Here is a 26489-nt window from a genome sequence, read left to right as displayed (position 1 = left end):
ATACACGATTTTATCCAAAAAGTGCTATAATAGAGTTAGAAAATCGGAGGAACTGTTATGAAGCTTATCAACACGACTAATTCACACTCGCAACTTGTTAAAAACCAATTAGAAAGTACTGACGCAACTCTTGTCGAGGTCTATTCGGCTGGAAATACAGATGTGGTTTTCACACAAGCCCCGCTTCACTATGAAATCCTCATTTCCAACAAACACCGTGCTATTCGTGAACCCGAAATTGAAACCATCCAAGACTTCTTCTTGAAACGTAAAATCGACAAGGGAAGCATCGATGAAGCCAATATCAAAACCCTCTATTCGGATAAATTGATTGAGATTTCAATCCCTATAAAATAAGAAGACCAACTTAAAAGCTGGTCTTCACTTACAAAAAAGATTGGTAGTTGTGTACTACCAATCTTTTAATTTTATTTCACAGCCTCTTTCAAAGCATCTACCTTATCCAAACGTTCCCATGGAAGGTCAATATCTGTACGTCCCATGTGACCATATGCCGCTGTTTGACGGTAAATTGGACGTTTAAGATCCAGCATTTGGATAATTCCTGCAGGGCGAAGATCAAAGATTTGACGCGCTGCTTTTTCAAGTTTGCTTTCAGCTACTGTTCCTGTACCAAAAGTATCGATACGAACAGAAACAGGCTGTGCCACACCGATGGCATAGGCCAATTGCACTTCTACTTTCTTAGCAAGACCTGCTGCCACGATATTCTTGGCAATGTAGCGAGCCGCATAAGAGGCTGAACGGTCCACCTTCGTCGCATCCTTACCAGAGAAGGCACCGCCACCATGACGAGAATAGCCACCATAGGTATCCACGATGATCTTACGACCAGTCAAACCTGAGTCTCCTTGAGGTCCACCGATTACAAAGCGACCAGTCGGATTGATGAAGAATTTTGTTTGCTCATCCAAGTAAGAAGCTGGAATAACTTCTTTGATAACCTTGTCAATCACATCTTGATGGATTTGTTCATTAGTAGCTTCTGGATCGTGCTGAGTTGAAATAACAACTGTATCCACACGTACCGGACGGTCATTTTCATCATACTCAACCGTAACTTGTGATTTAGCATCTGGACGGAGATAGCTGATTTCACCAGACTTACGAAGTTCTGCCAAACGACGAACCAACTTATGACTGAGTGAGATTGGCAATGGCATGAGTTCTTCTGTCTCATCCACCGCAAATCCAAACATAAGACCTTGGTCACCAGCACCAATCAAGTCAAGCGGATCTTGATCTGCATTTCCACGGACTTCCAAGGCTTCGTTAACTCCTTGGGCGATATCTGGTGACTGCTCAACAAGCGACGGATGAACTCCCACCGTCTCCGCAGAAAAACCATACTCTGTATTGGTATAACCAATCTCTGCAATGGTATCACGAACCACACGGTTGATATCCACATAAGCATTTGTAGAAATTTCACCAAAAACATGGACCGAACCTGTGTATACAGCTGTCTCGGCAGCAACGTGCGCATCTGGATCCTTTGCTAAAATAGCATCCAAAATCGCATCTGAAATTTGGTCTGCAATCTTATCCGGATGCCCCTCAGATACAGATTCAGACGTGAATAATTTACGTTCTGACATAAAAATGTCCCCCCTTAAAAAATATTGTTATAGAGTTACAAAGTACTGATAGGAAAACTACTAGTAATGAATGCCTACCATCTTATCGGGACTATATAACCTTATCATTATACCACTTTTTACTCATTTTTGCATTCTTTTCGATAATTTATAAAACAAAGTTACAAAAAGGAGCCATTCAGCTCCAATTTTGTTCTTAAAATGTTTGGCGTTTGGCTTTCCGCTCTGCACGCCCACGTGCTCGATTTTCAGCACGCTTGGTTTTGCGGCGTTTTTCATCAACCGCCCATTTGATTTTCTTCTTATAACCCGGTTTAACTTTTTTCTTTTTCTTTTTGACCAAGCCAATCATTTCGATATCAAGCTTATCCTGCTTCTTTTCACGATTGGCACGACGATCACGGTCATAGGTATCTTGAAACTCTCCGTCTTTGACCATCTTAGGAGTAAACTTAATCCCTAATTTCTCCAACTCACGGATATCCGAGTCATCACTAGGCTGGTAAAGGGTAATCGCTGTACCAGGTAGACCGTTGCGCCCAGTACGTCCAACTCGGTGAACAAAGAAGGACAAGTCTTGCGGAATGGCGTCATTGATAACATGGCTGACGCCTTCAATGTCAATTCCACGCGCTGCCAAGTCCGTTGCGACAATGTACTCAAAATCCAGATTTTTCACCTGATTCATGATCCGCTTGCGTTCACGAGGGGCAATATCTCCATGAATCTTTGCTACCTTCAATCCTTGGGCAGTCAAGTAGGCATGCAATTCATCAGCACGCGTTTTTGTGTTAACAAAGATCATTGCCAAATAAGGTTGCATCAACTGAGTCAGTTGGTAAATCTGAGCATTCTTGTCGCGGCCCTTGGTTGAAATCAACCAGTTATCAATGGTATCAGAAATGACTGTTTTAGTCTTGATTTTCTCCATGACAGGATTTGACAAGTATTTTTTCAAGAACGGTTGCAATTTTTGTGGAATTGTCGCTGAAAAGACCATGAATTGCAAGTCTTTTGGAAGGCTCCCTGCAATCTTATCAACGGTTTCCAAGAATCCCATATCCAAGGTCATATCGGCTTCATCAACTACAAAGGTCTTGGCCTTGTGAATAGCTAAATCACCAGATTTGACCAAGTCATAGATGCGACCGGGCGTTCCAATAACGATATGTGGTTGATTGCTGGCAAGTTTTTCAATCTGACGCGCCTTATCCGTACCACCTACATAATTAACCACACGAACTTCTACTTCTGAGTGGGCTGCGATTTGACGGGCTGCTTGGTAGATCTGAGTAGCCAACTCACGACTTGGTGCAGTAATCACCGCTTGCACACTATCGCTAGTTTCATCTAATTGTTGAAAAATGGGTAATAAGAAAGTATGAGTCTTTCCTGAACCTGTTTTTGACTCGCCCACCAAGTCACGACCCGCCAAGACAATAGGAATCAACTTTTCCTGAACTTCGGTAGGAGTCGTAAACTTCAACTCCTCCAATGCCTTTTCTATATAGTTTTTAAACTGAAATTTCGTAAATGACATATTATCCTCGATTCTATTCATCTAACCATTATACCATAATTTGAACATTTTCAGTAGTCCAGTTCGAGAAGCAAAAAATGAAAGGAATTACTTCCTTTCATTTTTATTTCCAGTTTAAAATAGCATTCAAACCATAGTGGTCACTGACTTGTGGACCATTTTGACCATCAAAAACCACATGCAAACTTTCCACTTCTAAGTCTTTTGTCGTAAAGACATAGTCGATTCGTAGTGGTTCGGTATTGCCTTTCCAGCCATCAATTTCTGGTGGAACGGTATAGCTACCACTTCTTTCTTTCGCGATTTCAAATGCATCTTGTAATCCTAATGGGCTAGCTAAAATCGCTTGATAGCCTTCCTGACCAGCTGGATTATTAAAATCACCTGCTAAAATCAGAGGTTTGTTCAACTCTTTTAATACAGCCTCAAATCTTGCCCATTCTTCTTGGAAACCTTTATCCCACCAAGAGAGATGGACACTTGCAAGAGCAAGCTCCTTACCTTCAACTTCTGTCTCCGCCAAGGCAACACGGCGAGTATGGTAGTCCGTTGGATCATCTACATCTGACACTAAAATCTCACGCGCCTTAATCGGTGTTTTGGATAAGATGGCTACACCTTCATGGTAGCGGTCATAGCCGATATGATTGTAAGCCCAAGTCCAGTAGTAGTTTTTCCCTTTCTCAGCCAATTTTTCAACCAGAAGTCGGACATAGTGGTCCTGATGAATAGGTTCTGCTGATGGTAAAGCTTGATAGTGATTGTTAACCTCTACCTCAGGCGAACTCATTTCTTGATTGATTTCTTGAAAACAAATCAAATCATAATCTTTGTCAAGAATATCTTGGAGCAAGAGCTGGAATTTTTCCTCTGCTTCTTTTTCCATCCAACTATGAGTATTGAGTGTTAAAAATTTCATGCTTTTCTCCTAAAACAAGAGGTTGGAAAACAGCTTCCAACCTCGAGTATATTACAATTCTACTTTAGCAACTGCTGTTTTAGCTGCAAGAGAACCTGTTTGCTCTAATTTAACTGATTTGATAGCATCACCATTTGTAAAGACAACCACTGTTGATGTTTCACGACCTGCTGCACGGATAGCATCCAAGTCAGCTGTCACAAGAAGGTCACCAGCAGTCACTTTTTGTCCTTCAGAAACGTGAACAGTAAATGGTTTTCCTTCAAGACTTACAGTATCCAAACCAATATGAACAAGTACTTCAAGACCTGAGTCAGTAACAAGTCCAAGTGCATGTTTTGTTGGGAAGATACTTGATACAGTACCTGTAACTGGAGATACAATGTTTCCATTTGCTGGTTCTACTGCAAAACCATCACCCATCATTTTTTGAGCAAAGACTGGATCCTTCACTTGTTCCAAGGCAATAACTTGACCATCAGCTACTGAGTAAACTTCCTCAGTTACACCTTTAAAATGTACAGTATTCTTTTGAGCTTCTGTCATTTGGCTTGGAAGAGTTTCAGGAATTACTTCACCTGAGTCAAGGATATCTTGGATATCAGATTTCAATACGTCAGCTTTTGGTCCGTAGATAGCTTGGACACCTTGTCCTTTCATGACAAGACCCATAGCTCCTTCAGCTTTCCATTGTTCCTCAGTACCAACACGATCTGCATCCTTAACAGTTACACGAAGACGAGTCATACATGCATCTACATCTACTATGTTTGCACGACCACCAAGAAGGTTAATGATATTTACAGCTTGAGAAGCTGCTGCAACTTTTGTTTCTCCTGGAGCTGCATCTTCTGATGCTCCTTCAGCAGTTTCATAGTTTCCGTTACGTCCTGGAGTTGCATAGTTGAATTTCTTAATCATGAAGTTGGCAATGAAGTACATGATGACTGCAAAGAGGACAGTTACCCAGATAAAGTTAATGATATCCATACCAAGACCAGCGTTGATAGCTAGCGGAGTACGAGTCAAGAATTCAATTGAACCGAATGAGTGCATACGAAGGTGAACAATATCCGCCATAGCAAAGGCAGCACCTTGAACAAGAGCATACACTAGGTAAAGAGGTGTTGCGATAAACATAAACATATACTCGATAGGTTCAGTAACCCCTGTCAAGAATGTTGCAAGGGCTGTCGCAATCATCATACCCTTGTATTGGTGTTTCTTGTCAGCATCAACATTGCGGTAGATAGCAACGATGACACCCATCAAGATACCGAATGAACCGATCATTTGACCAACTTTGAAACGAGCTGGAGTGATAGTTGTAAGAAGGTGTTGGTATTGGTCAGCATTTGAACCTTTAAGGTTAACAAGGTCTGTTACCCAAGCAAGCCAAAGTGGATCTTGACCAAATACTTGAGTTCCTTTAGCTGCACCAGTAAGGATTTCGTATGTTCCACCAAGAGCTGTATAGTTCATTGGGATTGTCAACATGTGGTGAAGACCAAATGGCAAGAGCAAACGTTCCAAAGTACCATACAAGAATGGTGCGAGAACTGGAGCAGTTTCTTGAGAGTTGGCAATCCAAATACCAAAGTTATTGATACCTGTTTGAACTACTGGCCAGAAAGCTGCAAGTACAATTGCTGCAATAGCTGAACGAAGGATGACAACGAATGGTACGAAGCGTTTCCCATTGAAGAATGAAAGCGCATCAGGAAGTTTACGGTAGTTGTAGTATTTGTTAAAGGCAGTTGCCCCTACAAAACCAGAGATAATCCCTACAAAAACACCCATGTTCAATGCTGGTGCTTCAAGAACACTGATGAAGTAATCAGAAACTTTGATTGAGCCTCCAAAGAGAGTAGTGACCATAGCCTCAGGGTTTTTCAGCATATCACTTGTAACTCCAAAGATAGTACCTGTGATACGGTTAATCAAGATAAAGGCAAGCCCGGCTGCAAATGCACCACCTGCACGTTCTTTTGCCCAGCTTCCCCCAATAGCGAGGGCAAACAAAATATGAAGGTTACCGATAACCCCCCAACCAATTTGCTCTAGTACGCCACCAGTAATCACTAGGGGAGCAAGGTTTGGGTCAATCATTGGAAGTGACTTACCGATTGAAATCATCAAACCAGCAGCCGGCATAACCGCGATAACCACCATCAAAGCCTTACCGAATTTTTGCCAAAATTCGAAAGACAAGACATTTTTGAATGTAGCTTTCATCATTCAAATCTCCTTTATTTTTATTTAGGCAAACGTTTTACGAAAACGTTTGCACTTATTTATAATTCAATTATACCACTTTATTTTTTTTTGTAAAGGCTTTTATAAAAAAATTGTCTACTTTTTTTAATTTTTAAAAGGAAAAAGAGAAGTTTACGAAAACTTCTCTTTAAAAATGTTTTGTTTTTCTGTTTTTATCTCAATTTGCATTTATATCCAATTAGATTTTCAAGAATCGACGCATCGAAATTCCTGAACCAATTGAACCAATGAAAATTCCGATTACAAATAGTAGAACTGTCATCAAAGGGACAAACACATCTGGTGTAATCATCGATAAGTTTTGACCTACCAAGGATTTATTGACCGATTGATAAACGATATTGTAAACAAAGAATACAAGAACCGAAGGAATCGCTGCGCCAAGCAAGCCAATAAAAGCACCTTCTAGCAAGAATGGGCCACGGATATAACCATTTCTCGCTCCTACAAGACGCATGATCTGAATCTCACGACTACGTGAAATAATGGTGATACGGATGGTATTGGAAATGAGGAAGACTGCAATAAAAATCAAGAGCCCTGCAATAACCAATCCCCAAACACGGATAAAGGAAGCTAGTTCAAAAAGTCGTTGAGTGTTGGCTCCACCATCTTGAACCTCTGATACTCCCTCAATTTTCTTCGCTTCTTCAGCTACTGTTTTAACATCACTTGGAGAATTTGTATCGACGATATAGGCATCATAGAGAGGGTTTGCATCCCCTTCAAAGACCTTCCAATCGTCACCCATGGTTTCCGTTAATTTTTCATACTGTTCTTCTTTACTTGAGAAGGTAACACTTTTTACAGCAGGCATAGCTTTCAAAGCGTCATAGACCTTGTGGTAGTCATTATTGGTAACTGTCTGACCTTCTTTTTCAATCGTTTCACTGTTATCTGCCACATCCTTACGAATGTAGACCATAACACGAACGTTGTTTTCAATATCGGTAGCCAGCTTTGCTGTATTAAAAATTACGGATGCAAACAGGGCAACGAGTGTCAAGGTAATCATAACTGAACTTACTGCTGCTACTGTCATCCAGCCATTTCGTTTTAAACTCTTTAATGATTCAAATAAATGGCGAAAAAATCTACTAATCATCGTATCCATATTCTCCTTTAGCTTCGTCACGAACGACACGGCCGTTTTCAATGGCAATGACACGGTGGCGCAAGGTATTTACGATCTGGCTGTTGTGGGTCGCCATCAAAACAGTTGTACCTTGAAGATTGATGCGTTCCAACAGATTCATAATTTCCCACGAATTATCTGGGTCCAAGTTTCCTGTTGGTTCATCAGCAATCAATACTTTAGGATTGTTGACAATCGCACGGGCAATCGCAATCCGTTGCTGTTCTCCACCTGAGAGTTCATTCGGGAAAGAACGAACCTTGTGTTTCAAACCTACTAGGTCCAACACTTCCATAACACGTTTTTTGATGTTACGGCGATTCTCTCCGATAACTTCCATTGCGTAGGCAATATTCTCATAAACCGTTTTCTTAGGCAAGAGTTTGTAATCTTGAAAGACAACCCCAACACTACGACGTAGAAGCGGGATATCTTTCTTCTTAATTTTAACTAAATTAAAGCCTGCAACTGATAGGCTTCCTTTTTCGATCTTTACTTCTCGGTATAAAGCTCGAATAAAGGTTGACTTACCTGCCCCAGAAGGTCCTACGATATAGGCAAACTCTCCTGGTTCAATGGTGACAGAGACACCACGCAGGGCAGTCGTTCCATTATCATACTTTTTGACAACATCTCTCATTTCAATGATTGACATATGAGTTCCTTTCTATCTTAGCTGATTCGCCACTTGAGGTAGGCATCGATAAAACCATCAAGGTCTCCATCCATCACCTTATCTACCTGAGCAACTTCAAAGCTTGTACGGTGATCTTTTACCATAGTATAAGGTGTGAAGACATAAGAACGGATCTGACTTCCCCATGTGATTTCTTTTTTCTCACCTTTGAGAGAATCAACTTCCGCAGCTTTCTTTTCTTGCTCCATCTGATAGAGTTTAGCCTGCAACATCTTCATGGCACGATCTCTATTTCCATACTGGGTACGATCGACCGTTGATTGGACGACAGTTCCTGTAGGAATGTGTGTCAAACGCACACCTGTTGAAACTTTATTGACGTTTTGTCCACCAGCACCACCTGAACGGAAGGTATCCATTTTGATATCATCTTCACGAATTTCCACTTCGATAGTATCATCCAGCTCAGGCATAACCTCTACGGATGTAAATGAAGTATGGCGACGTTTGGCAGAGTCAAATGGTGAAATACGGACCAAACGGTGAACACCCATTTCTGATTTAAGTAGGCCATAAGCATTCGGTCCTTCAAAAGACAAGGTCACAGACTTGATACCTGCTTCATCACCTGCCTGGTAATCCAAGACTTCTACTTTAAAGCCTTTGGCATTTCCATAACGAGTGTACATGCGAAGCAACATATCGCCCCAGTCCTGAGCCTCAGTACCACCAGATCCTGGATGGATTTCCAAGATGGCATTATTATGGTCATAAGGTTCTGACAAGAGAAGGGTCATCTCGTAGTTGGTCATCATCTTATCCAACTCGGTTAGCTGCTCGACCAGTTCATCATGGACTGACTCGTCTTCTGCTAAAAAGTCCAATAAAATCTCAACTTCATCCTGCAACTCTTCCATTTTACGGAAGGTGTTGTAGGTGTTTTTTAATTCATTTAATTCTTGCGACGTTTTTTGGGCCGCGATATTATCGTTCCAAAAATCAGGTTCTGTCATCTTGTTTTCCAAGATGGCAATCTCTTCCTCTAAGCCTTCGAGGTCAAAGAGACCCCCTGAAAGAAGCTAATTTTTCACGATTTGCGTCAATTTTTTGACGAATTTCTGAAATGTCCATAGATACTCCTTTTCATATCGTTTTATTATACCATAATCTCTTATTTCTTTCCATATTTTGCTTTTCATCGCTTTTTGTGGCAAAAGAAAAGAGGCCCGAAAGCCTCTGGTTTAAAGGATTTTGGCAGAGGTCTGAGTAATCTCCTCCACTTGAATTCCTTCTTTTTCAAACTTATCCTTTAATGAAGTCAAATCGATTTTTCCATCAATTTGAACTTCGATGACTACCTTCCCATCCTTACGTGGAATGTTAACTGTGTGCGAGATATTTAGATTTTCTTCTACGATTAGAGCTACAATTTTTCCCAGTACACCGACTTCATTTTCTGTGATAAAACGAACGCGGATCCCCTCTTCTCCGTATCCAGCGATTTCCAAGAAAGCCTGAAAAACATCGCGGTCTGTAATGACGCCGTAGACCTGATGATTGTCTACGACTGGTAATATCCCAATTTTATTTTTCAGCATCAGGTAGGTCGCATCTTCTAGACTAGCATAGCCAGAAACCGTCACGACATCTCGAATCATTACATCTTTTACTTTGGTTTTATTCAGAAGATAATTCATCTCATAGATAGAGAGACTGGTTGCTTTAGATGGGCTGGCTTCCGCAATGGTTCCTTCTGTTACCAATCCGACTAATTGATCGTTTTCGATAACAGGTAAACGGTGCAAACCTTGCTCGCGCATCAAATCTGCTGCGTGTGCTACAGTCGTATCTGGACTGATATAAACTACCTTACGGGTCATGAAATCTTTAACTGCCATGAGACTTCTCCTTCTATATTGCTACTTTTATTATACACTTTCTTAGAAAATCTATCAAACGCTTTCATCTCTTTTTCAAGATTTTGAATAATCTGAGAAGTTTGCATAAAATGCCAGTGTAAGTTAAAAGGGAACCGAAGTCCCCTCTCTTCTTAAATCGTAATAGTGTCTCGATCTTTTATCATATAACGTTTCAGTGGGCTAAGACTAGCTAACCAGTATAGTAGACCGCCAAATAGCGCAGTAAAGCCACTACCCGTTGTGATTAAAAAGATTGGACTTTGAATTTGTGCAGTTACAGGGTTATAAACAAATAGTACCGCTACCAATAAGGAGATAAATACACAAGACAAGCCAACTAAGTTAAATCCTTTAGTAAACTCGTAGGCGTCATGCCCTTCAAGGAAATAGGCTGACCGCAAGTCTAGTTTTCGTTTTCTTAAGATAAAATAGTCAACAACAATCATACCAATAATTGGTCCCTGAATATAGGCTGCTAGGGAGATGAAGGATCCGAAATACTCTTCTACTCCTCCCCATATAGTGAGTAGACTCACGTAAACCATGGCAATCCAAACCATTAGTTTATAGCTTACTTTGGGCATCCCACTTTTGACAATCATACAGTTCACATACGATCCAGTCCCCTGGGTTCCAATATTGGCAAAGGCTACTAGTAGTAGACTTAAGAGGGCAAAGGCTGGGGTGCTTAGAGTTGATAGCATGGTTGTTGGATCACTTTCATAAACACCTGTTTTGACAAACATGGCTAGAGCCATGACTCCACCTGTCGCAACGAAGAATGGAGCCACAACTCCGTATGATAAGGCTGTAGCCCAATAACCACTTCGTTCTGATTTTGCTAAACGCGGTAAAACCAATGCCTGTGTAGACCAAGAAAAGGCAAAGGCAACATTTCCTTCTCCGGAGAGCATGAAGCGTTCTAATGGCGTCAAATCTCCTTGAGTGGCTGGTTGGATATTCATAATATCCGTTATAGGAACGGCGACAAAGCAGATTCCAACGATAATGAGACCAACAATCAACAAGGCGATAACCAAAAAGCGATTGGTCCATTTAATCACTTCTGGACCTCCAAGAGCAATGAGAGTCCCAAGAAGAACACAGAGGGTACCAAGAATAGGCGCCCATACTCCCTTTTCCAAACCAAGACCAAAATTATTTGCTAAATGAATCATGGAACTGGCAAAAAGATTGGCCGCAACAGCATACCACCCAAAGTTAGCCAAGCTAATAATGGTTGATAACAGGGCTACACCTCTTTTTCCTAGAACGGCTCTCAACCAAATCCACAAATCAATTCCATACTTAACCGCAAACAAAATAGGGAGACATTCAATAAAAACCCAGATAATGTTAAAGCTAAAAATATTTATCAACATTTGATTAAAGGTCAAATATTGAGCTACATAGGCTCCTTGGGTATAACACCAAGTAGCAATGGCAAAACCACTTGTCGATAGAAAGAGATCCCAGAAAGAATACTGACGATCCTTATTGGTCATGGGAACAATTCCTGTTATGGTTTCTTGTTGGATATAGTCATTCATTTTAGACATGTTATTGAATTCCTCCCGTCATTGCTAAGATAATCAAAATAAGGTTGATTAGGACTATGGAGATGATTAAAATGAAATCACTTTTTAAGAAGGGTTGAACAAACTCGTAGTTTGGTGACTCCATTTCTTCCAATCTTCTCTTTGTTTCAGCTGCTACTAATTCTTCAATTTCGGATGTCGTTTTCATCTTAGTTTTCCTCCAAATACAAGTCAAGGGCCAGTTGTCCATATTGTTTGGTATAGCGATACCAGATGTAGAGGAACTCACCGACTGGTTTTCCGACACTCTCCTGGAACAAAGCCCACAAGAACCAATAATATGAGGTCACTGCTACATAAGCCAAATAGTGACGTTTGGTTTTCTTATCTGGAACTCCTTGTAGATACAATTCCAGTACTTTTTCAGCATCCTCTACGGTATAATTGGAACACGCGATAAAGGTGCCCAAATCACCTGCTGGCTCTCCCATTCCAGAATATTCCCAATCAATCAAGCTCATTTCGCCTGCTTCATTCAACAAGAAATTAGGACTATAGGAATCTCCATGACAAAGGGTAACCTGTTTCGGATCATTCTGTAAATAATTTTTGAGAAGTGAGACGGTTTTATCCAGTTCCTCGAGACCATCAAATTCAAATCGATTTCTAGCCTGCAATTTTTCTCTAAAATCATCAATTCCCTCAAATTGGTCAAAGGAATGTCCCGTTTTTTCTCCAGATTGGTGTAACCGTCTCAAGAGGTCCATTGCTTGTACCACATCATCCCAATTATCATAATCCAGTTGCTTAGCATTGGGAATAAATTCTGAAATCTTCCAGCCCTCATCCTTGTTCATGGCTACGAAGGTACGGTCAATCTTTAATTTTGCAGCAATTTCCATTGAAGCTGCTTCACTAGCTCGGTCGATATAATTTTCCGTTCCCCTGCCCGGATGACGGTAAACATATTTTTTCCCTAGACAGTCAAATGAAAATGATGTGTTAGTTAACCCATCTTTTAGAGGTTTGATATTGACAATATCTGAAGCCACACACTTTAATGTCTTACAGATATTATCGATAATAGCTGAGTCTGCATTTACCAAATAACGTTCATCAAATTGACGGAGTTCATCCAGTGAATCAAATTCTTTAACACTATCCGCTGAATAGTGGCGAGCTTCTAAAAGGAGTTCCTTGACATGGCGACTATAGTAATCCTCCCAAAGCTGTTCCCGATAAGGTTCGTGCTTAAACTCGGTTTCTAAAATTTCCTTAAATTTCTCGCTAAATGCACGGTCAAAATAAACGTGCCCCACCATAGCCCAAGTATTTTCTCCACCAATCTGGATATCAACGATAGTGTGATTTGAATTCTCTATAGCACAATATTCGTCCGTTTGACCTTCTGCAAAAATCGTCGAGTAGTAACCTCTATAAATATATTGCTCAAACGGATTTTCCACAAAATAATTATCTGATGAACAAATATAAGTGTTGGAAAGTTTATCTTTAACCAACATAAGAGACGAACAGTTATTGTATTTGTAGTAATCATTATTCACTACAATTTTCACACCAAACTTCTCTGCAAGATAGAACATTTTTTCTTGAAGATAGCCTACGATAATGGTTATATCTTCTATTCCTGCTTCTTGCAGCTGTCTGATTTCCCTCTCTATCAAGCGTTCCCCCTTGACTTGAAGTAATCCTTTGGGAATCTCATAAGACAAAGGAGCAAAACGGCTACTCATGCCAGCAGCCATTATAATAGCATTTTTTACTCGATAGGGTTCTAAAACTTTCTGACCTAGTTCAGTTAAGTGAAGCTCCTCATCAACCCACTTCTCTTCTTTCAGTTTTTTCAATAATGTGTTAACTGTCCCTACAGATAGACCTAACTCTTCAGCTAACTGTCTCTGAGTAAAGGTCTTTTCTTTATGTATCAACATAAACTGCAAAAGTTTAAATTGTTTTTCTGTCACCATTCATTAGTCCTCCTGTTCAATTTCCACTTATCCATATTATAATATGAACAAAAATGACTGCCAATTCAAACACGAAATCATCTAGTTAAAATTAAGGCACCATTTCATCTATTTCCAAAATCCAACTATAAACGAAAAAGCTCCTAAGTTGGAGCTCCAGAACATTTTATCATCTGATGATTAGGAAAGTAAGCCCCTGTTATAGGATGATTGTTTGGCCATCTTCATCTAACGATTGAAATGCCCCCGGGTCTATAGGGAAATTGCTTTCGCAACTCTCATCCACAACCTAAACTAGTCTTCCAGACTAGTTTAGCCACCTAGATATGCTTTTCTGACTTCTTCTGATGAGGCGAGTTCTTTTCCTGTTCCTGATAGGACGATCTTGCCTGTTTCAAGTACATAACCACGGTCAGAGATAGCAAGGGCCTTGTTAGCGTTCTGTTCAATTAGGAGAACCGTTGTTCCTTGCTTCTGAATATCTTGAATGATATCAAAAATTTCTTGGATAAAGATAGGGGCAAGTCCCATTGACGGCTCATCCAAGAGAAGGAGCTTAGGTGTAGACATGAGAGCGCGTCCCATAGCCAGCATCTGCTGTTCACCGCCTGAAAGAGTTGCCGCATCTTGGTTTTTACGTTCTTCCAGACGAGGGAAACGTGAAAAGACTTTTTTCAAGTTGGCTTGATTTTCTTCACGATTTTTCTTCAAGAAAGCTCCCATTTCCAAGTTTTCCATAACAGTCAAACCTGGGAAAACATGGCGCCCCTCAGGAACTTGTGAAAGGCCACCTGCCACGATTTTTTGTGCTGGCAACTTTTGAATTTCTTTTCCTAAAAACTGAATTTTACCAGCACTTGGGCGAACCAAACCTGAAAGGGTACGAAGAATGGTTGTTTTACCAGCACCATTGGCACCGATAAGGGAAACAACTTCTCCTTCATTAACCTCGAAACTCACATCACGAACTGCTTGGATCATACCATAATGTACAGAGAGGTTTTCAACTTTTAACATAGGCATTAGGCTTCACCTCCTAGATAAGCTTCGATAACACGTTTATTCGTCTTAATTTCGTCAGGAGTTCCCTGAGCAATCAAGCGACCATATTCCAGAACATAGATACGCTCAGTGACTTCCATAACCAAATTCATGTCGTGTTCGATGAGCATGATAGTAATTTTAAATTCATCTTTGATACGACGGATCAGTTCTGTCAATTCAGCTGTTTCTTGAGGATTCATCCCAGCTGCCGGTTCATCCAAAAAGAGGATTTTAGGTTCAGTTGCCAGAGCACGAACGATTTCTAATCGACGTTGTTGACCATAGGCCAGATTCTTGGCAAGAGTATCTGCATCACTATCCAAATCAAAAATCTTTAGTAAGTCCAAAGCTTTGCTTTTTAATTCTTCCTCATTCTTATAAAAAGCTGGTAGACGTAGAAAGCTCGCAAGGACATGTTGTTTATGATGATTGCTAAACGCAATCAAAACATTTTCCAAAACTGTCAAGTCCTTGAACAAACGAATATTTTGGAAGGTACGACTGAGACCAAGTGAGGCAATCTTGTAGGGAGTTTTCCCATTTAGGAGGTGACCATCTAGTGTCACAGTACCTTCGCTTGGTTCATAAACACCGGTCAAGAGATTGAAAAGGGTTGTTTTACCTGCCCCGTTTGGTCCAATCAGACCGACCAATTCTCCCTCGTTCAATTCAAGAGTGACATCTCCAACAGCTGTTAGACCGCCAAAATGTTTGGTTAACTGTTTAACTTCAAGTAATGCCATTAGTTTTGTCCCTCCTTCTTAGATTTTTTAAAGAAACGTGATAGACTCAATTCCCATGTTCCAAGGAGTCCACCTGGTCTGAAAATCATGACCAATACCAAGGCCAAAGCGTAAATAATCATACGCACGCTAGCAACATCTTGAAGGAGCATATTTAAAATTCCTAAAACAATCGCTGAAACGATGGTACCAGTAATCGATCCAAGTCCACCAAATACAACGATAATCAACACATTGATGGAATTAATAAAGGTGTAATCTTTCGGTACAACAGACCCGATAAATCCAGCCTGAAGTGACCCTGCAATACTTGCAGTAATAGCACCAAAGACAAAAGCGATGATTTTAATTTTAGTTGTATTAACCCCAACTGACTCAGCAGCAATCTCATCCTCACGAACAGATAGAGTAGAGCGTCCAATTGGACTACGTAAGAAGTTGAGAGTTGCAATAGTTGTGATCACCACAAATAGATAAACCATTTGCCAATTGGTAAAGTTTGGAATACCCAAGATACCAGCGGCACCATTGGTCAAACTGCCACCATTAATGATAAAGATACGAATGATTTCTGAAACACCTAGTGTTGCAACAGCCAGATAGTCCCCCTTCAAGCGTAGAGTTGGAATCCCAACAAGCAAAGCGACTGCACCAGAAATCAAGGCACCCAAGACCATTGCTCCAAAGAAGGCACCATAGGTTGGTGATTTTGAACCAATAATCGCTGCTGCATAAGCCCCAATCGCCATAAAACCTGCATGACCGAGTGAGAATTGTCCTGAAAAACCGACAATTAAGTTCAAACCTACTGCAAGGATGATATTAATCCCAATTTGTTCTAAAATTTGAACATGGAATAGATTGAGAACACCAGCAGAAACCAGTACGCTAATCAATCCATAACCCGCTAACAGAAGGAATAACCAGAGAATATTTACTTTAAGATTTGTCTTCATTGTTTACACCTTCTCTTTCACATTCTTACCAAGGATACCTGCAGGACGAATAATCAGAATCAAAAGCAAGATTCCATATACGATAGCATCACGGAAATCAGACATACCGAAGGCAGTAGCAAATGTTTCCAACAAACCAATCACAAATCCCCCTAGAGCTGCACCAGGAATAATCCCGATACCACCAAGTACGGCTGCAACGAATGATTTTAGACCTGGAGTCACGCCCATCAAAGGTTCAAGAGAGTTGTAGTAAAGGGCAATGAGGACACCTGCCGCACCAGCAAGGGCTGAACCCAAAGCAAAAGTAAAGCTGATTGTACGATTTACATTAATTCCCATCAATTGAGCTGCATCACTATCAACTGATACCGCACGCATGGCTTTCCCCATTTTTGTTTTTTGGACGATTAATTGCAATAAAACCATCAAGAGTACAGAAACTGCTAAAATCATCAATTGAACATTTGTCAAGCTAATTGGTCCCAAGTCAAAGCGGACTGTTTCAATTGCTTGAGGAAAGGCACGAGTATTGGCACCTACTAGATAAACCATTCCGTATTCCAGTAGGAAAGACACTCCGATGGCAGTAATCAATACGGCAATACGTGTAGAGTGTCGCAAAGGACGGTAAGCAAGAAATTCAATCACAACACCAAGTAGTGCGGTTCCTGCCATTGAAATAATCAAAGCTAAAAAGAAATCCATTTGGAAGGAATTAATCAAAAAGTAACCAATAAAGGCACCTATCATATAAATATCACCGTGGGCGAAGTTGATGAGTTTGATAATTCCATAAACCATGGTATAACCCAAGGCCAAAAGTGCATAAACACTACCCAGGATTAAACCATTCACAAGTTGTTGGAGCATAGCATTCACTCTTTTCTATCGTTATTTTTTAGAAAATTTCATCATTTTCACAAGTTCATAAACACCGAAACAGGGAGTGAGTCAAAGGCTCATTCCCTATTTCAACTACTATTCTAATGTTATGGTTTTACAACTTCTGCTGCTTCTACTTTACCATTGTTCATGGTCATCATGTAAGCAGTTTTCACTGTATTGTGGTCAGCATCAAAGCTCGTTTGACCAGTTACACCATCAAAATCTTTTGTTTTAGCAAGGTTATCCTTGATTTCACCTGAGTTTTTAGCATCTTTTGCAGCATTGGCTACTAGGTAAACTGAGTCATAAGCCAAGGCTGAGAAGGTTGAAGGTTCTTCATTATATTTAGCACGGTATGCTTCAAGGAAAGCTTTAGCTTTTTCAGAAACATCAACTGTAGTTGAGAATCCTGAGATGAAGTAAATGTTTGATGCTTTTTCAGCTGTTGCTTGTTGAACAAATTCTTCACCGTTAAATCCATCACCTCCAACGATTGGTTTATCAATTCCCATACCACGGGCTTGGTTTACGATTTTACCTGCTTCTGTGTAGTAGCCTGGAACAACAATAGCGTCAAACTCTTTCCCTTTCATTTTAGTAAGGGCTGCTTGGAAGTCTGTATCACCTGCTACAAACGTTTCATCTGCTACAATCTCACCCTTGTAGGTTTCGCGGAAAGATTTAGCAATACCTTTAGCATAGTCACTAGCATTGTCAGTATAAAGAACAACCTTCTTAGCATTCAATTTGTTTGTTACATAGTTAGAAATAATCTTCCCTTGGAAGCTATCTTGGAATGTTCCGATAAATAGGTAATCTTGACCTTTAGTCAAACCGTCTTGAGTAGCACTTGGTGAAATCAATGGCACTCCAGCTTTGGTAGCGTTAGCTACAGCTGCAGCAGTTGCACCAGATGTCGCAGGTCCTACAATAGCTGCTACTTTTGATTGGGTAACAAGGTTCGTTGTAACAGAAGCTGCTTCGGCAGTCTCTGACTTGTTGTCTTTGTCTACAACTTCGATTTGTTTTCCATCGATACCACCTGCTGCATTGATTTCATCAACGGCAAGTTGAGCTCCTTTTTGTTCAGATGTTCCATAGGCTGCTACGGCACCAGTTTCTTCAAAGTTAAATCCGATTTTAATTGTCTTTTCATCGACTGAGTTACCAGCAGCGTTTGAGGCTCCTGATTTGACTTCTCCACAAGCAGCGAGAAGGGCTACGCTAGCAAGGGCCACAAAAGATAGGGCAAATTTTTTCTTCATTTTTTATCTCCTTATAATATTGTTCCAAAATAGTATGTTAAGAATATACCGAATTATCAGAAAATTGTCAACCTTTTTATTCACTTTTTTAAATGATAACGTTTTCTTTATTTCGATAGAGATTGCCAACAAAGGGAGTTTCTAACTCTTGAATGTGACACCGTCTAATTTTCTTGATATATCTTTCCTTACCTAATCTCTCAACTAAGTCATCTAGCTCCTCAGTTGGAACATAGAGCTGCAAGTAACGATGTTTTTTGGAATGGTAACAGATATCACCGTATTCCTGAAGTTTTTTTGCATCCCGATTATAGTAGAGATAGATGATTAATCCTGATCGATTGACCTTTTCAAACATGAGGAACCCTCTTTCTAAGAAATCTGCTCCTATTATATCAAAAAAAGCAAACCCCGTCGAGTTTGCTTTTTAGGTTGGTTAGCTCAAAGAGTTGTTGGCCATGATTTCATCAATAAAACCATACTCAAGTGTTTCTTGGGCACTCATCCAGTAATCACGTTCTGCGTCTACATGAATTTGCTCAACTGTTTTACCAGAGTTATCTGCAAGAATTTGCTCCAAAGTCTTACGAGTTTTAAGTAAGTGCTCTGCAGCGATTGCCATATCTGTCTGTTGGGTACCACCACCTGTACCACCCATTGGTTGGTGAATCATGTACTCTGCATTTGGAAGCATGAAACGTTTGCCTTTTGCGCCACTTGATGCAATGACAGTTCCCATGGATGCAGCCATCCCCATAACGATTGTTTGGACATCTGCCTTGATAAAGTTCATGGTATCAACGATTGCCAAACCAGCTGATACAGAACCACCCGGAGTATTTACATAAAGGTAAATATCTTTTGTACTATCTTGAGCATCCAAGAAGAGCAATTGAGCAATAACGGAGTTGGCCATGTTGTCTTCAACTGGTCCAGTCAACATGATGATACGATCTTTTAGTAGACGTGAGTAAATATCATATGAACGTTCTCCACGGCTTGTTTGTTCAATAACTACAGGAATCATTCATTTCTCCTTTTAAGGTTGAATTTTCTTAGTCTTACGACTCAATACAACTATTATATCTTTTTGGTCAAAAAAGGTCAAATTTTTGCTCTATTCTCTAAACAGAAACAAAAACTCAACCTCCTTTCAAGTCAAAAACGAACTTCTAGTTTCAATATTTACTTTGGAATTTTATTTAGTACCAAACAAGCGGTCTCCAGCATCTCCAAGACCTGGAACGATATAACCGTGTTCGTTCAAGCGTTCATCCAAGGCTGCAGTAAAAATTTCTACATCTGGGTGTGCTTCTTGGAGGGCTTTCACTCCTTCTGGAGCAGATACTAGGCAGACAAACTTGATATTTGAAGCGCCACGTTTTTTAAGGGAATCTACTGCCAAGATTGCTGAGCCACCTGTTGCCAACATTGGATCAACGACAAAAATTTGACGTTGGTCAATATCCTCAGGTAATTTCACTAAGTATTCAACTGGTTGAAGGGTTTCTTCATCACGGTACATACCGATGTGTCCAACTTTTGCTGCTGGAACCAGATTCAAGAGACCATCTACCATCCCGATACCTGCACGCAAGATTGGGACAATCGCCAATTTTTTACCAGCCAATTGTTTTTGAACGGTCTTTGTGATAGGTGTTTCGATTTCCACGTCTTCAAGTGGAAGATCACGAAGTACTTCATATCCCATCAACATTGCAATCTCGTCTACTAGTTCACGAAAAGCTTTTGTAGAAGTATCTGTACGTCGCAAGATTGACAATTTGTGTTGAATGAGTGGATGATTAATGACTTCAATTTTTCCCATTTTCTGAATTCCTTCTTTCAATTTATTCTTCTTATTATATCAAAAAACGGTTTAAAAAGCTTTCTAAACCATTTATTTTTATTAATTTTTAAATCAAATCTGCCTCTTGGAGAGCTGTCTGAACAGTCTCTAATGGCAAATGGGTTAACTCGGTGCCTTTTTCATGATAAAGGTACTGGGCATAGTCATCCATTCGGTACTGGTTGATATAAACCACGCGCTTGCAACCGACTTGTAAGAGTTGTTTTGTACAGTTGAGACAAGGGAAGTGGGTCACATAAGCTGTAAATCCCCTTGGAACCCCTCGTTCGGCTCCTTGTAAAATGGCATTGACCTCGGCGTGAAGGGTTCGGACACAGTGACCTTCAATGACCAGACATTCGTGGTCAATACAGTGCTCAGTTCCTGATACGGAACCATTGTAACCCGTTGAAATGACTTTATTATCCTTAACGAGGACAGCTCCTACTTTGGCGCGTTTACAAGTAGAACGATTGGCAATCAGTAAAGCCTGGGCTGCAAAGTACTCATCCCAAGCCAGTCTTTTTTCTGTCATAATTCTTCTCCTTATCCCCTATTTTTTGAAAAATGGCAAGCGTAAATCTGCAATCTTTTCTGCTGGAACCTTCATGCCATCCTTGATCCATTTGAGCAGAACCGATACGATAGCAGAACTCCAAAAGGAATGAAGGTAGCTGCTGACACCTTTTGATTTTCCGTGGTATTTTTCCAGAAATTCCTGCATGGCTTGGACGAAAATCTTTTCCAAGTGGTAGTCCAGAGCAAGTTGGATAACCTTGGCTTCTTTCTTGGCTGCTCGAAAAAGGTGAACCCAGACTAGATAAAGGTCCGTTTTGACATCGTAGTGGCTGAGCTGTTCCATGATGTTATGGACACTGCGTTTAAAGACGCTTTCCAAAATTTCTTCTTTAGAGTCATAGTTACGATAGAAGGCAGCACGAGAGACGCCCGCTCGCTTGACCAGCTCCGAAATGCTGATCTTGGCCAAATCTTTTTTTTCTAGAAGTTGCAAAAGAGCCGTCTCGATTGCTTCTCTGGTTAAAAAATTGGATTCTTGATTTGATTTTCTGAGATTTTCAAGAGATTTTTCAGATATTCTACGTTCAGACATAACAATTTCTTTCTACTTGTGACAACAGAGAGGTGGTACTTTTGTTTCAAGGGCTTTCATGATATAATTGTAAAAAAAGACAGAACCTTTGTCAATGTATAAGTGACAAAGATGGAGAATTTCTATGACTTGGAAGATTGTAGCTGACTCTGGTTGTGATTATCGTCAACTGGCAACTCCTGCTATTGATACGGAATTTGTTAGTGTTCCTTTAACCATTCAGGTAGCTAATCAGGTCTTTATTGATGATGCCAATCTTGACATTGACCACATGATGGAAACCATGTATGCGACTTCTGAGGCTTCAAAATCAGCTTGTCCTAGCCCTGATGATTACTTGCGTGCATTTGAAGGTGCTAAGCATATCTTTGTCGTTACTATCACTGGTACTCTTTCAGGTAGTCATAATAGTGCGCAGCTCGCTAAAAATATCTACCTTGAAGAACATCCTGACACTCAGATTCATGTGATCGATACATTGTCTGCAGGTGGTGAGGTTGACTTGATTGTCGAAAAAATCAATGATTTGATTGATCAAGGACTTTCTTTTGAGGAAATTGTTGAAGCTACTACAGCCTACCAAGAAAAAACCAAGTTGCTCTTTGTCCTCGCTAAAGTCGATAACTTGGTAAAAAATGGCCGTTTGAGTAAGCTTATCGGTACAGTCGTTGGCCTTCTCAACATCCGTATGGTTGGGGAAGCAAGTGAAACAGGAACCCTAGAGTTGCTACAAAAGGCTCGCGGTGCTAAAAAATCCCTTCAAGCAGCCTATGAAGAACTCACCAAGGCTGGCTATACTGGTGGCCGTATCGTCATGGCTCATCGCAGCAATGAAAAATTCTGTCAGCAATTGTCAGAACGCTTGCTGGAAACATTCCCTCAAGCCAATATCAAAATCATTCCAACATCTGGTCTCTGCAGTTTTTATGCAGAAGATGGCGGTTTGTTGATGGGATATGAAATTAACTAAGATTATGAGCAACAAGAGATGCCAAGCATCTCTTGTTTTTTGTGGTACAATAGAGCTATGAAACATTTTGATACTATTGTCATCGGTGGTGGACCTGCTGGCATGATGGCTGCGATTTCCAGTAGCTTTTATGGTCAGAAACCCCTTCTCATCGAGAAAAATCGCAAACTTGGGAAAAAATTAGCTGGAACGGGCGGTGGTCGCTGCAATGTGACCAATAACGGAAGTTTAGATGACCTACTAGCTGGTATCCCTGGAAATGGACGCTTTCTATACAGTGTCTTTTCCCAGTTTGATAACCATGATATCATCAACTTTTTCACGGAAAACGGTGTTAAACTCAAGGTTGAAGACCACGGCCGCGTCTTTCCTGCCAGCGACAAGTCTCGGACCATTATCGAAGCCTTGGAAAAGAAAATCACTGAACTCGGCGGACAAGTTGCTACTCAAACGGAGATTGTTTCGGTTAAAAAGATAGACGACCAGTTTGTCCTCAAGTCCGCAGACCAAATCTTCACTTGCAATAAACTCATTGTCACAACTGGTGGAAAATCCTACCCTTCCACTGGTTCAACTGGTTTTGGTCACGAGATTGCCCGCCATTTTAAGCACACCATTACCGAGCTTGAAGCCGCTGAAAGTCCTTTGTTAACAGATTTTCCGCATAAGGCCTTGCAGGGAATTTCCCTAGATGACGTGACCCTAAGCTATGGCAAGCATGTCATCACTCATGATTTGCTCTTTACCCACTTTGGTTTATCTGGTCCAGCTGCTCTGCGTATATCTAGCTTTGTCAAGGGTGGGGAGGTTCTCTCTCTCGATGTCTTGCCTCAACTTTCTGAGAGTGACTTGGTTGCATTTCTAGAAGAAAATCGGGAAAAATCCTTGAAGAATGCTTTGAAAACTTTTCTTCCGGAACGCTTGGCTGAGTTTTTTGTACAAGGATTTCCTGAAAAAGTCAAACAGCTAACTGAAAAAGAACGCGACCAGCTTGTCCAATCTATCAAGGCCCTCAAAATTCCTGTGACTGGCAAAATGTCCCTTGCTAAGTCCTTTGTCACCAAAGGCGGTGTCAGTCTCAAAGAAATCAATCCTAAAACTCTGGAAAGCAAACTCGTTCCTGGGCTCCACTTTGCTGGCGAGGTACTGGATATCAATGCCCACACGGGCGGCTTTAACATCACTTCTGCCCTCTGTACCGGTTGGGTGGCAGGAAGTCTGCATTATGATTAAAGATCAAAGGTTGTGAAAAATGAACAGAAGAGAAACAGTCGAATTTGTCAACATGTGTATGATTCAAAACGGAGACAAGGTTCTGGTTCAAGATCGAGTTAGTCCCGACTGGCCCGGCATTACTTTTCCTGGTAGTCATGTTGAACGTGGCGAATCCTTTGTCGATGCTGTCATTCGTGAAGTGAAAGAAGAAACTGGTCTGACCATTTCCAAACCCCAACTCTGTGGTATCAAAAACTGGTACGATGACAAGGATTATCGTTATGTCGTCCTTTTTTACAAGACAGAACACTTTACTGGTGAACTCCAGTCTTCAGACGAAGGGAAAGTTTGGTGGGAGGACTTTGAAAATCTTTCTCATCTAAAACTTGCAACCGATGATATGTCTGATATGCTTCGTGTGTTTCTAGTAGAAGATCTCAGTGAGTTCTTCTACTAGAAAGATGGTGACGACTGGCTTTATGATTTGAAATAAAAAATAGGCTAGGAAATTCCTAGCCTATTTATTCTGCATTTGTCTGAACGTAAGCCGCAATGGCATCTGACGTGTACTGGGCTGTTCCAGAACCAAACTTGTCAATGTTTTCCTTAAACTCTGGGTTGTAGACGTACCCTTTACCGATATGACCGAAGACTTCAATAGAGCAGTCAAATCCATAAGTACGAATGGCTTGCAAGAGTTTGGCTGCTTCTTCTTGATTTTCGGCTGCTGTTGCAGGTAAACCAGCTTGAAGATTTTGCGCCAAAGTTTGAAAGACTTGGTTAAAGGCGGCCGTAGACTCATCTTCGCGACCCTTTTGGCGTTCGAGGGCTTGATCCATGACTTCTTGTCCGTACTCCTCTACCGCTTCTTGGTGGTATTTTTGATGGTCTTGATAGCTAAATCCAGTGAATTTTTCCTCAATCGTCATTTTTCTTTCTCCTTTTTGTTCTTGAATGGTTTTTTGCAAGGTGGAAATCAAGGTATCCAGATGTTGCCTTTCTCGAGTTAGATAGTCCAACTGCCTAGTCAAATGAGGCAATAAATCTGTCCTTTCTTCCTTTAACAGCTCTGCTATTTTTTCTAAAGAAAAACCTAGATATTTGTAATACAGAATGACCTGAAGTCGTTCCAAATCCTCCTGACTATAGGTTCGATAGCCGTTTTCCGACTTTAAGGGAACCAAGAGCCCTATCTTATCGTAGTGGTGCAGGGTCTTGACAGAGACACCTGAAAGCTGCGCAGCTTCTTTTATATGGTACATGATTTCCTCCTTACAAGGATAGTATAACCCCTCCCCTTAGGTCAGAGTCAAGCGCTTTTGCGAAAATTTTTTAACTTTTTTGAGAAAGGTGTGAAAACTTGAAAATGGTTTTCTTGACAGGCCTTAGAAAACGTGATAGGATAGTCAAGTCTATCAATCAAACAGAAGGCTCATAAAGAGCCATTGAGAGAAGGCTATTTGACAACTCAAGTAGCCTTTTCTTATTTAAAAAACAAGATTGGAGTTTCAACTATGTCAGAAAAATCACAATGGGGGTCGAAACTTGGCTTTATTCTAGCATCTGCTGGCTCGGCCATCGGGCTTGGTGCCGTTTGGAAGTTTCCCTACATGACTGCTGCTAATGGCGGTGGAGGCTTTTTACTAGTCTTTCTCATTTCCACTATTTTAATCGGTTTCCCTCTCCTGCTGGCTGAGTTTTCCCTTGGCCGTAGTGCTGGCGTTTCCGCTATCAAAACCTTTGGAAAACTGGGCAAGAATAACAAGTACAACTTTATCGGTTGGATTGGTGCCTTTGCCCTCTTTATCCTTCTCTCCTTTTACAGTGTTATTGGAGGATGGATTCTAGTCTATCTGGGTATTGAGTTTGGGAAATTGTTCCAACTTGGTGGAACGGGTGATTATGCTCAGTTATTTACTTCCATCATTTCAAATCCAGCCATTGCCCTAGGAGCTCAAGCTGCCTTTATCTTATTGAATATCTTTATTGTATCACGTGGGGTTCAAAAAGGGATCGAAAGAGCTTCGAAAGTCATGATGCCCCTGCTCTTTATCATCTTTGTCGTGATCATCGGGCGCTCTCTCAGCTTGCCAAATGCTATGGAAGGGGTTCTTTACTTCCTAAAACCAGACTTTTCAAAACTGACCAGTGCTGGTCTCCTCTATGCTCTGGGACAATCTTTCTTTGCTCTCTCACTAGGGGTTACAGCCATGCTGACCTATGCTTCTTACTTAGACAAGAAAACCAATCTGGTCCAGTCAGGGATTTCCATCGTATCCATGAACATCTCGGTATCCATCATGGCAGGTCTAGCCATTTTCCCAGCCATGTCAGCCTTCAATATCCAGTCTGAAGGGGGACCAAGCCTGCTCTTTATCGTCTTGCCTCAACTCTTTGACAAGATGCCCTTTGGAACCATTTTCTACATCCTCTTCCTCTTGCTCTTCCTTTTTGCGACAGTCACTTCATCTGTCGTGATGCTGGAGATCAATGTGGGCAATATCACCAATCAAGACAACCGCAAGCGTGCCAAATGGAGTGCCATTTTAGGAATCTTGACCTTCGTCTTTGGAATTCCTTCAGCCCTATCTTACGGTGTTATGGCGGATGTTCATATTTTGGGTAAAACCTTCTTTGATGCCATGGATTTCTTGGTTTCCAATCTCCTCATGCCATTTGGCGCTCTCTGCCTGTCACTTTTTACAGGCTACATCTTTAAGAAGGCTCTTGCTAAGGAGGAACTCCATCTCGATGAAAGAGCATGGAAACAGGGACTTTTCCAAGTCTGGCTCTTCCTTCTTCGTTTTATCATTCCAATCATCATCATCGTGGTTTTTATCGCCCCATTTATGTAATCAAAAAGGACTTGAGTAGTA

At 40.9% G+C, this 26489-nt stretch carries 26 protein-coding genes and 1 pseudogene; 5 read left to right on the top strand and 22 right to left on the bottom strand.

Translation table 11 applies throughout. The annotated features are described in order from the left end of the window. Positions 1-57 precede the first annotated feature (57 nt). A complete protein-coding gene (locus HMPREF1518_RS06390; RefSeq protein WP_000767187.1) occupies positions 58-357 on the top strand; it encodes a DUF1827 family protein in 300 nt (99 codons plus the stop codon). A gap of 71 nt (positions 358-428) precedes the next feature. Here the strand turns inward: HMPREF1518_RS06390 and metK are convergent, their stop codons facing one another. The 21 genes from metK to HMPREF1518_RS06285 all read right to left on the bottom strand — a co-directional run bounded on the left by metK (position 429) and on the right by HMPREF1518_RS06285 (position 21428). Next, positions 429-1619: a methionine adenosyltransferase gene (gene metK / locus HMPREF1518_RS06385; RefSeq protein WP_033584970.1), complete on the bottom strand. Its 1191-nt coding sequence runs from the start codon at positions 1617-1619 to the stop codon at positions 429-431. A 196-nt stretch (positions 1620-1815) separates the two neighbouring features. After that, the gene (locus HMPREF1518_RS06380; RefSeq protein ID WP_033584969.1) at positions 1816-3159 is read right to left on the bottom strand and encodes a DEAD/DEAH box helicase; all 1344 of its coding nucleotides are present in this window, start codon (positions 3157-3159) and stop codon (positions 1816-1818) included. A 103-nt stretch (positions 3160-3262) separates the two neighbouring features. Next, on the bottom strand, positions 3263-4078 hold the full coding sequence (locus HMPREF1518_RS06375) for an endonuclease/exonuclease/phosphatase family protein (protein ID WP_033584968.1): 816 nt from the start codon (positions 4076-4078) through the stop codon (positions 3263-3265). A gap of 51 nt (positions 4079-4129) precedes the next feature. Further along, positions 4130-6316: a PTS transporter subunit IIBC gene (locus tag HMPREF1518_RS06370; protein ID WP_081730828.1), complete on the bottom strand. Its 2187-nt coding sequence runs from the start codon at positions 6314-6316 to the stop codon at positions 4130-4132. A 217-nt stretch (positions 6317-6533) separates the two neighbouring features. Further along, a complete protein-coding gene (gene ftsX / locus HMPREF1518_RS06365) occupies positions 6534-7460 on the bottom strand; it encodes a permease-like cell division protein FtsX (protein WP_000625557.1) in 927 nt (308 codons plus the stop codon). Further along, the gene (ftsE, locus tag HMPREF1518_RS06360; RefSeq protein WP_000022271.1) at positions 7453-8145 is read right to left on the bottom strand and encodes a cell division ATP-binding protein FtsE; all 693 of its coding nucleotides are present in this window, start codon (positions 8143-8145) and stop codon (positions 7453-7455) included. The genes ftsX and ftsE overlap by 8 nt, the downstream gene beginning before the upstream one ends. A 17-nt stretch (positions 8146-8162) precedes the next feature. Then, positions 8163-9258 (bottom strand): peptide chain release factor 2 gene (gene prfB, locus HMPREF1518_RS06355; protein WP_142357175.1). Its coding sequence is split into 2 segments (ribosomal slippage): positions 8163-9185 and positions 9187-9258, totalling 1095 coding nucleotides; the frame shifts between segments, so codons are not numbered across the junction. Positions 9259-9368: 110 nt separating this feature from the next. Then, a complete protein-coding gene (locus HMPREF1518_RS06350) occupies positions 9369-10025 on the bottom strand; it encodes a CBS domain-containing protein (RefSeq protein ID WP_033584964.1) in 657 nt (218 codons plus the stop codon). Positions 10026-10177: 152 nt separating this feature from the next. Continuing rightward, positions 10178-11605 (bottom strand): cytosine permease, encoded by a 1428-nt coding sequence (locus tag HMPREF1518_RS06345; RefSeq protein WP_033584963.1) that lies wholly within the window; start codon positions 11603-11605, stop codon positions 10178-10180. Position 11606: 1 nt separating this feature from the next. Then, positions 11607-11792 (bottom strand): hypothetical protein, encoded by a 186-nt coding sequence (locus HMPREF1518_RS06340; protein WP_033584961.1) that lies wholly within the window; start codon positions 11790-11792, stop codon positions 11607-11609. Position 11793: 1 nt separating this feature from the next. Continuing rightward, entirely contained in the window at positions 11794-13572 is a 1779-nt protein-coding gene (locus tag HMPREF1518_RS06335) for a phosphotransferase (RefSeq protein ID WP_033584959.1), read from the bottom strand. Positions 13573-13884: 312 nt separating this feature from the next. Beyond that, positions 13885-14595: an ABC transporter ATP-binding protein gene (locus HMPREF1518_RS06330; protein ID WP_033584957.1), complete on the bottom strand. Its 711-nt coding sequence runs from the start codon at positions 14593-14595 to the stop codon at positions 13885-13887. Next, positions 14595-15359, bottom strand: coding sequence for an ABC transporter ATP-binding protein (locus tag HMPREF1518_RS06325; RefSeq protein ID WP_001186017.1), 765 nt, complete (start codon positions 15357-15359; stop codon positions 14595-14597). Before HMPREF1518_RS06325 ends, HMPREF1518_RS06330 begins: the two co-directional genes overlap by 1 nt. Continuing rightward, positions 15359-16315 carry a branched-chain amino acid ABC transporter permease gene (locus tag HMPREF1518_RS06320; protein WP_000856262.1) on the bottom strand — a complete coding sequence of 319 codons (957 nt, stop codon included), beginning with the start codon at positions 16313-16315 and terminating at the stop codon, positions 15359-15361. Before HMPREF1518_RS06320 ends, HMPREF1518_RS06325 begins: the two co-directional genes overlap by 1 nt. Positions 16316-16318: 3 nt before the next feature. Further along, positions 16319-17188 (bottom strand): branched-chain amino acid ABC transporter permease, encoded by an 870-nt coding sequence (locus HMPREF1518_RS06315; RefSeq protein WP_007517552.1) that lies wholly within the window; start codon positions 17186-17188, stop codon positions 16319-16321. 119 nt (positions 17189-17307) lie between these two features. Beyond that, positions 17308-18468, bottom strand: a complete 1161-nt coding sequence (locus HMPREF1518_RS06310; protein ID WP_033584954.1) for an ABC transporter substrate-binding protein — start codon at positions 18466-18468, stop codon at positions 17308-17310. Between the two features lie 88 nt (positions 18469-18556). After that, positions 18557-18826, bottom strand: coding sequence for a YlbG family protein (locus HMPREF1518_RS06305; RefSeq protein ID WP_033584953.1), 270 nt, complete (start codon positions 18824-18826; stop codon positions 18557-18559). A 78-nt stretch (positions 18827-18904) separates the two neighbouring features. Next, positions 18905-19495, bottom strand: a complete 591-nt coding sequence (gene clpP, locus HMPREF1518_RS06300; protein ID WP_000613469.1) for an ATP-dependent Clp protease proteolytic subunit ClpP — start codon at positions 19493-19495, stop codon at positions 18905-18907. Between the two features lie 171 nt (positions 19496-19666). Continuing rightward, on the bottom strand, positions 19667-20296 hold the full coding sequence (upp, locus tag HMPREF1518_RS06295) for a uracil phosphoribosyltransferase (RefSeq protein ID WP_000515972.1): 630 nt from the start codon (positions 20294-20296) through the stop codon (positions 19667-19669). A gap of 88 nt (positions 20297-20384) precedes the next feature. Continuing rightward, the gene (locus tag HMPREF1518_RS06290; protein ID WP_000136990.1) at positions 20385-20852 is read right to left on the bottom strand and encodes a deoxycytidylate deaminase; all 468 of its coding nucleotides are present in this window, start codon (positions 20850-20852) and stop codon (positions 20385-20387) included. 18 nt (positions 20853-20870) lie between these two features. Continuing rightward, positions 20871-21428, bottom strand: a complete 558-nt coding sequence (locus HMPREF1518_RS06285) for a TetR/AcrR family transcriptional regulator (RefSeq protein ID WP_033584950.1) — start codon at positions 21426-21428, stop codon at positions 20871-20873. Positions 21429-21552: 124 nt separating this feature from the next. Between HMPREF1518_RS06285 and HMPREF1518_RS06280 the strand changes: the two genes are divergently transcribed. The 3 genes from HMPREF1518_RS06280 to HMPREF1518_RS06270 are packed head-to-tail and all read left to right on the top strand — an operon-like array spanning position 21553 to position 24070. After that, the gene (locus HMPREF1518_RS06280) at positions 21553-22398 is read left to right on the top strand and encodes a DegV family protein (RefSeq protein ID WP_033584948.1); all 846 of its coding nucleotides are present in this window, start codon (positions 21553-21555) and stop codon (positions 22396-22398) included. Positions 22399-22455: 57 nt separating this feature from the next. After that, positions 22456-23631, top strand: coding sequence for an NAD(P)/FAD-dependent oxidoreductase (locus tag HMPREF1518_RS06275; RefSeq protein WP_033584946.1), 1176 nt, complete (start codon positions 22456-22458; stop codon positions 23629-23631). A 19-nt stretch (positions 23632-23650) separates the two neighbouring features. Next, a complete protein-coding gene (locus tag HMPREF1518_RS06270) occupies positions 23651-24070 on the top strand; it encodes an 8-oxo-dGTP diphosphatase (protein WP_033584944.1) in 420 nt (139 codons plus the stop codon). 64 nt (positions 24071-24134) lie between these two features. Here the strand turns inward: HMPREF1518_RS06270 and HMPREF1518_RS06265 are convergent, their stop codons facing one another. Next, positions 24135-24875, bottom strand: coding sequence for a MerR family transcriptional regulator (locus HMPREF1518_RS06265; RefSeq protein ID WP_033584942.1), 741 nt, complete (start codon positions 24873-24875; stop codon positions 24135-24137). A 252-nt stretch (positions 24876-25127) separates the two neighbouring features. Between HMPREF1518_RS06265 and HMPREF1518_RS06260 the strand changes: the two are divergent. Next, positions 25128-26487, top strand: a pseudogene (locus HMPREF1518_RS06260) (sodium-dependent transporter). The last annotated feature ends 2 nt before the right edge of the window (positions 26488-26489 follow it).

Source organism: Streptococcus sp. SR1 (assembly GCF_000526075.1).
In the GTDB taxonomy this organism is placed as follows: Bacteria; Bacillota; Bacilli; order Lactobacillales; family Streptococcaceae; genus Streptococcus; species Streptococcus halitosis.
This window is presented reverse-complemented; position numbering and strand designations above follow the sequence as displayed.

Bases quoted from the DNA above. Each gene is read 5' to 3' on its own strand.
- HMPREF1518_RS06340 (WP_033584961.1), bottom strand. From the start codon at position 11,792: ATGAAAACGACATCCGAAATTGAAGAATTAGTAGCAGCTGAAACAAAG.
- HMPREF1518_RS06350 (WP_033584964.1), bottom strand. From the start codon at position 10,025: ATGGCAGTTAAAGATTTCATGACCCGTAAGGTAGTTTATATCAGTCCA.
- HMPREF1518_RS06305 (WP_033584953.1), bottom strand. From the start codon at position 18,826: ATGTTTGAAAAGGTCAATCGATCAGGATTAATCATCTATCTCTACTAT.
- HMPREF1518_RS06335 (WP_033584959.1), bottom strand. From the start codon at position 13,572: ATGGTGACAGAAAAACAATTTAAACTTTTGCAGTTTATGTTGATACAT.
- HMPREF1518_RS06380 (WP_033584969.1), bottom strand. From the start codon at position 3,159: ATGTCATTTACGAAATTTCAGTTTAAAAACTATATAGAAAAGGCATTG.
- HMPREF1518_RS06265 (WP_033584942.1), bottom strand. From the start codon at position 24,875: ATGTACCATATAAAAGAAGCTGCGCAGCTTTCAGGTGTCTCTGTCAAG.
- HMPREF1518_RS06390 (WP_000767187.1), top strand. From the start codon at position 58: ATGAAGCTTATCAACACGACTAATTCACACTCGCAACTTGTTAAAAAC.
- HMPREF1518_RS06290 (WP_000136990.1), bottom strand. From the start codon at position 20,852: ATGACAGAAAAAAGACTGGCTTGGGATGAGTACTTTGCAGCCCAGGCT.
- upp (WP_000515972.1), bottom strand. From the start codon at position 20,296: ATGGGAAAAATTGAAGTCATTAATCATCCACTCATTCAACACAAATTG.
- HMPREF1518_RS06285 (WP_033584950.1), bottom strand. From the start codon at position 21,428: ATGTCTGAACGTAGAATATCTGAAAAATCTCTTGAAAATCTCAGAAAA.
- HMPREF1518_RS06320 (WP_000856262.1), bottom strand. From the start codon at position 16,315: ATGAAGACAAATCTTAAAGTAAATATTCTCTGGTTATTCCTTCTGTTA.
- ftsX (WP_000625557.1), bottom strand. From the start codon at position 7,460: ATGATTAGTAGATTTTTTCGCCATTTATTTGAATCATTAAAGAGTTTA.
- HMPREF1518_RS06310 (WP_033584954.1), bottom strand. From the start codon at position 18,468: ATGAAGAAAAAATTTGCCCTATCTTTTGTGGCCCTTGCTAGCGTAGCC.
- HMPREF1518_RS06270 (WP_033584944.1), top strand. From the start codon at position 23,651: ATGAACAGAAGAGAAACAGTCGAATTTGTCAACATGTGTATGATTCAA.
- HMPREF1518_RS06325 (WP_001186017.1), bottom strand. From the start codon at position 15,359: ATGGCATTACTTGAAGTTAAACAGTTAACCAAACATTTTGGCGGTCTA.
- HMPREF1518_RS06330 (WP_033584957.1), bottom strand. From the start codon at position 14,595: ATGCCTATGTTAAAAGTTGAAAACCTCTCTGTACATTATGGTATGATC.
- metK (WP_033584970.1), bottom strand. From the start codon at position 1,619: ATGTCAGAACGTAAATTATTCACGTCTGAATCTGTATCTGAGGGGCAT.
- HMPREF1518_RS06280 (WP_033584948.1), top strand. From the start codon at position 21,553: ATGACTTGGAAGATTGTAGCTGACTCTGGTTGTGATTATCGTCAACTG.
- HMPREF1518_RS06345 (WP_033584963.1), bottom strand. From the start codon at position 11,605: ATGTCTAAAATGAATGACTATATCCAACAAGAAACCATAACAGGAATT.
- HMPREF1518_RS06375 (WP_033584968.1), bottom strand. From the start codon at position 4,078: ATGAAATTTTTAACACTCAATACTCATAGTTGGATGGAAAAAGAAGCA.
- HMPREF1518_RS06275 (WP_033584946.1), top strand. From the start codon at position 22,456: ATGAAACATTTTGATACTATTGTCATCGGTGGTGGACCTGCTGGCATG.
- clpP (WP_000613469.1), bottom strand. From the start codon at position 19,495: ATGATTCCTGTAGTTATTGAACAAACAAGCCGTGGAGAACGTTCATAT.
- HMPREF1518_RS06370 (WP_081730828.1), bottom strand. From the start codon at position 6,316: ATGATGAAAGCTACATTCAAAAATGTCTTGTCTTTCGAATTTTGGCAA.
- HMPREF1518_RS06315 (WP_007517552.1), bottom strand. From the start codon at position 17,188: ATGCTCCAACAACTTGTGAATGGTTTAATCCTGGGTAGTGTTTATGCA.
- ftsE (WP_000022271.1), bottom strand. From the start codon at position 8,145: ATGTCAATCATTGAAATGAGAGATGTTGTCAAAAAGTATGATAATGGA.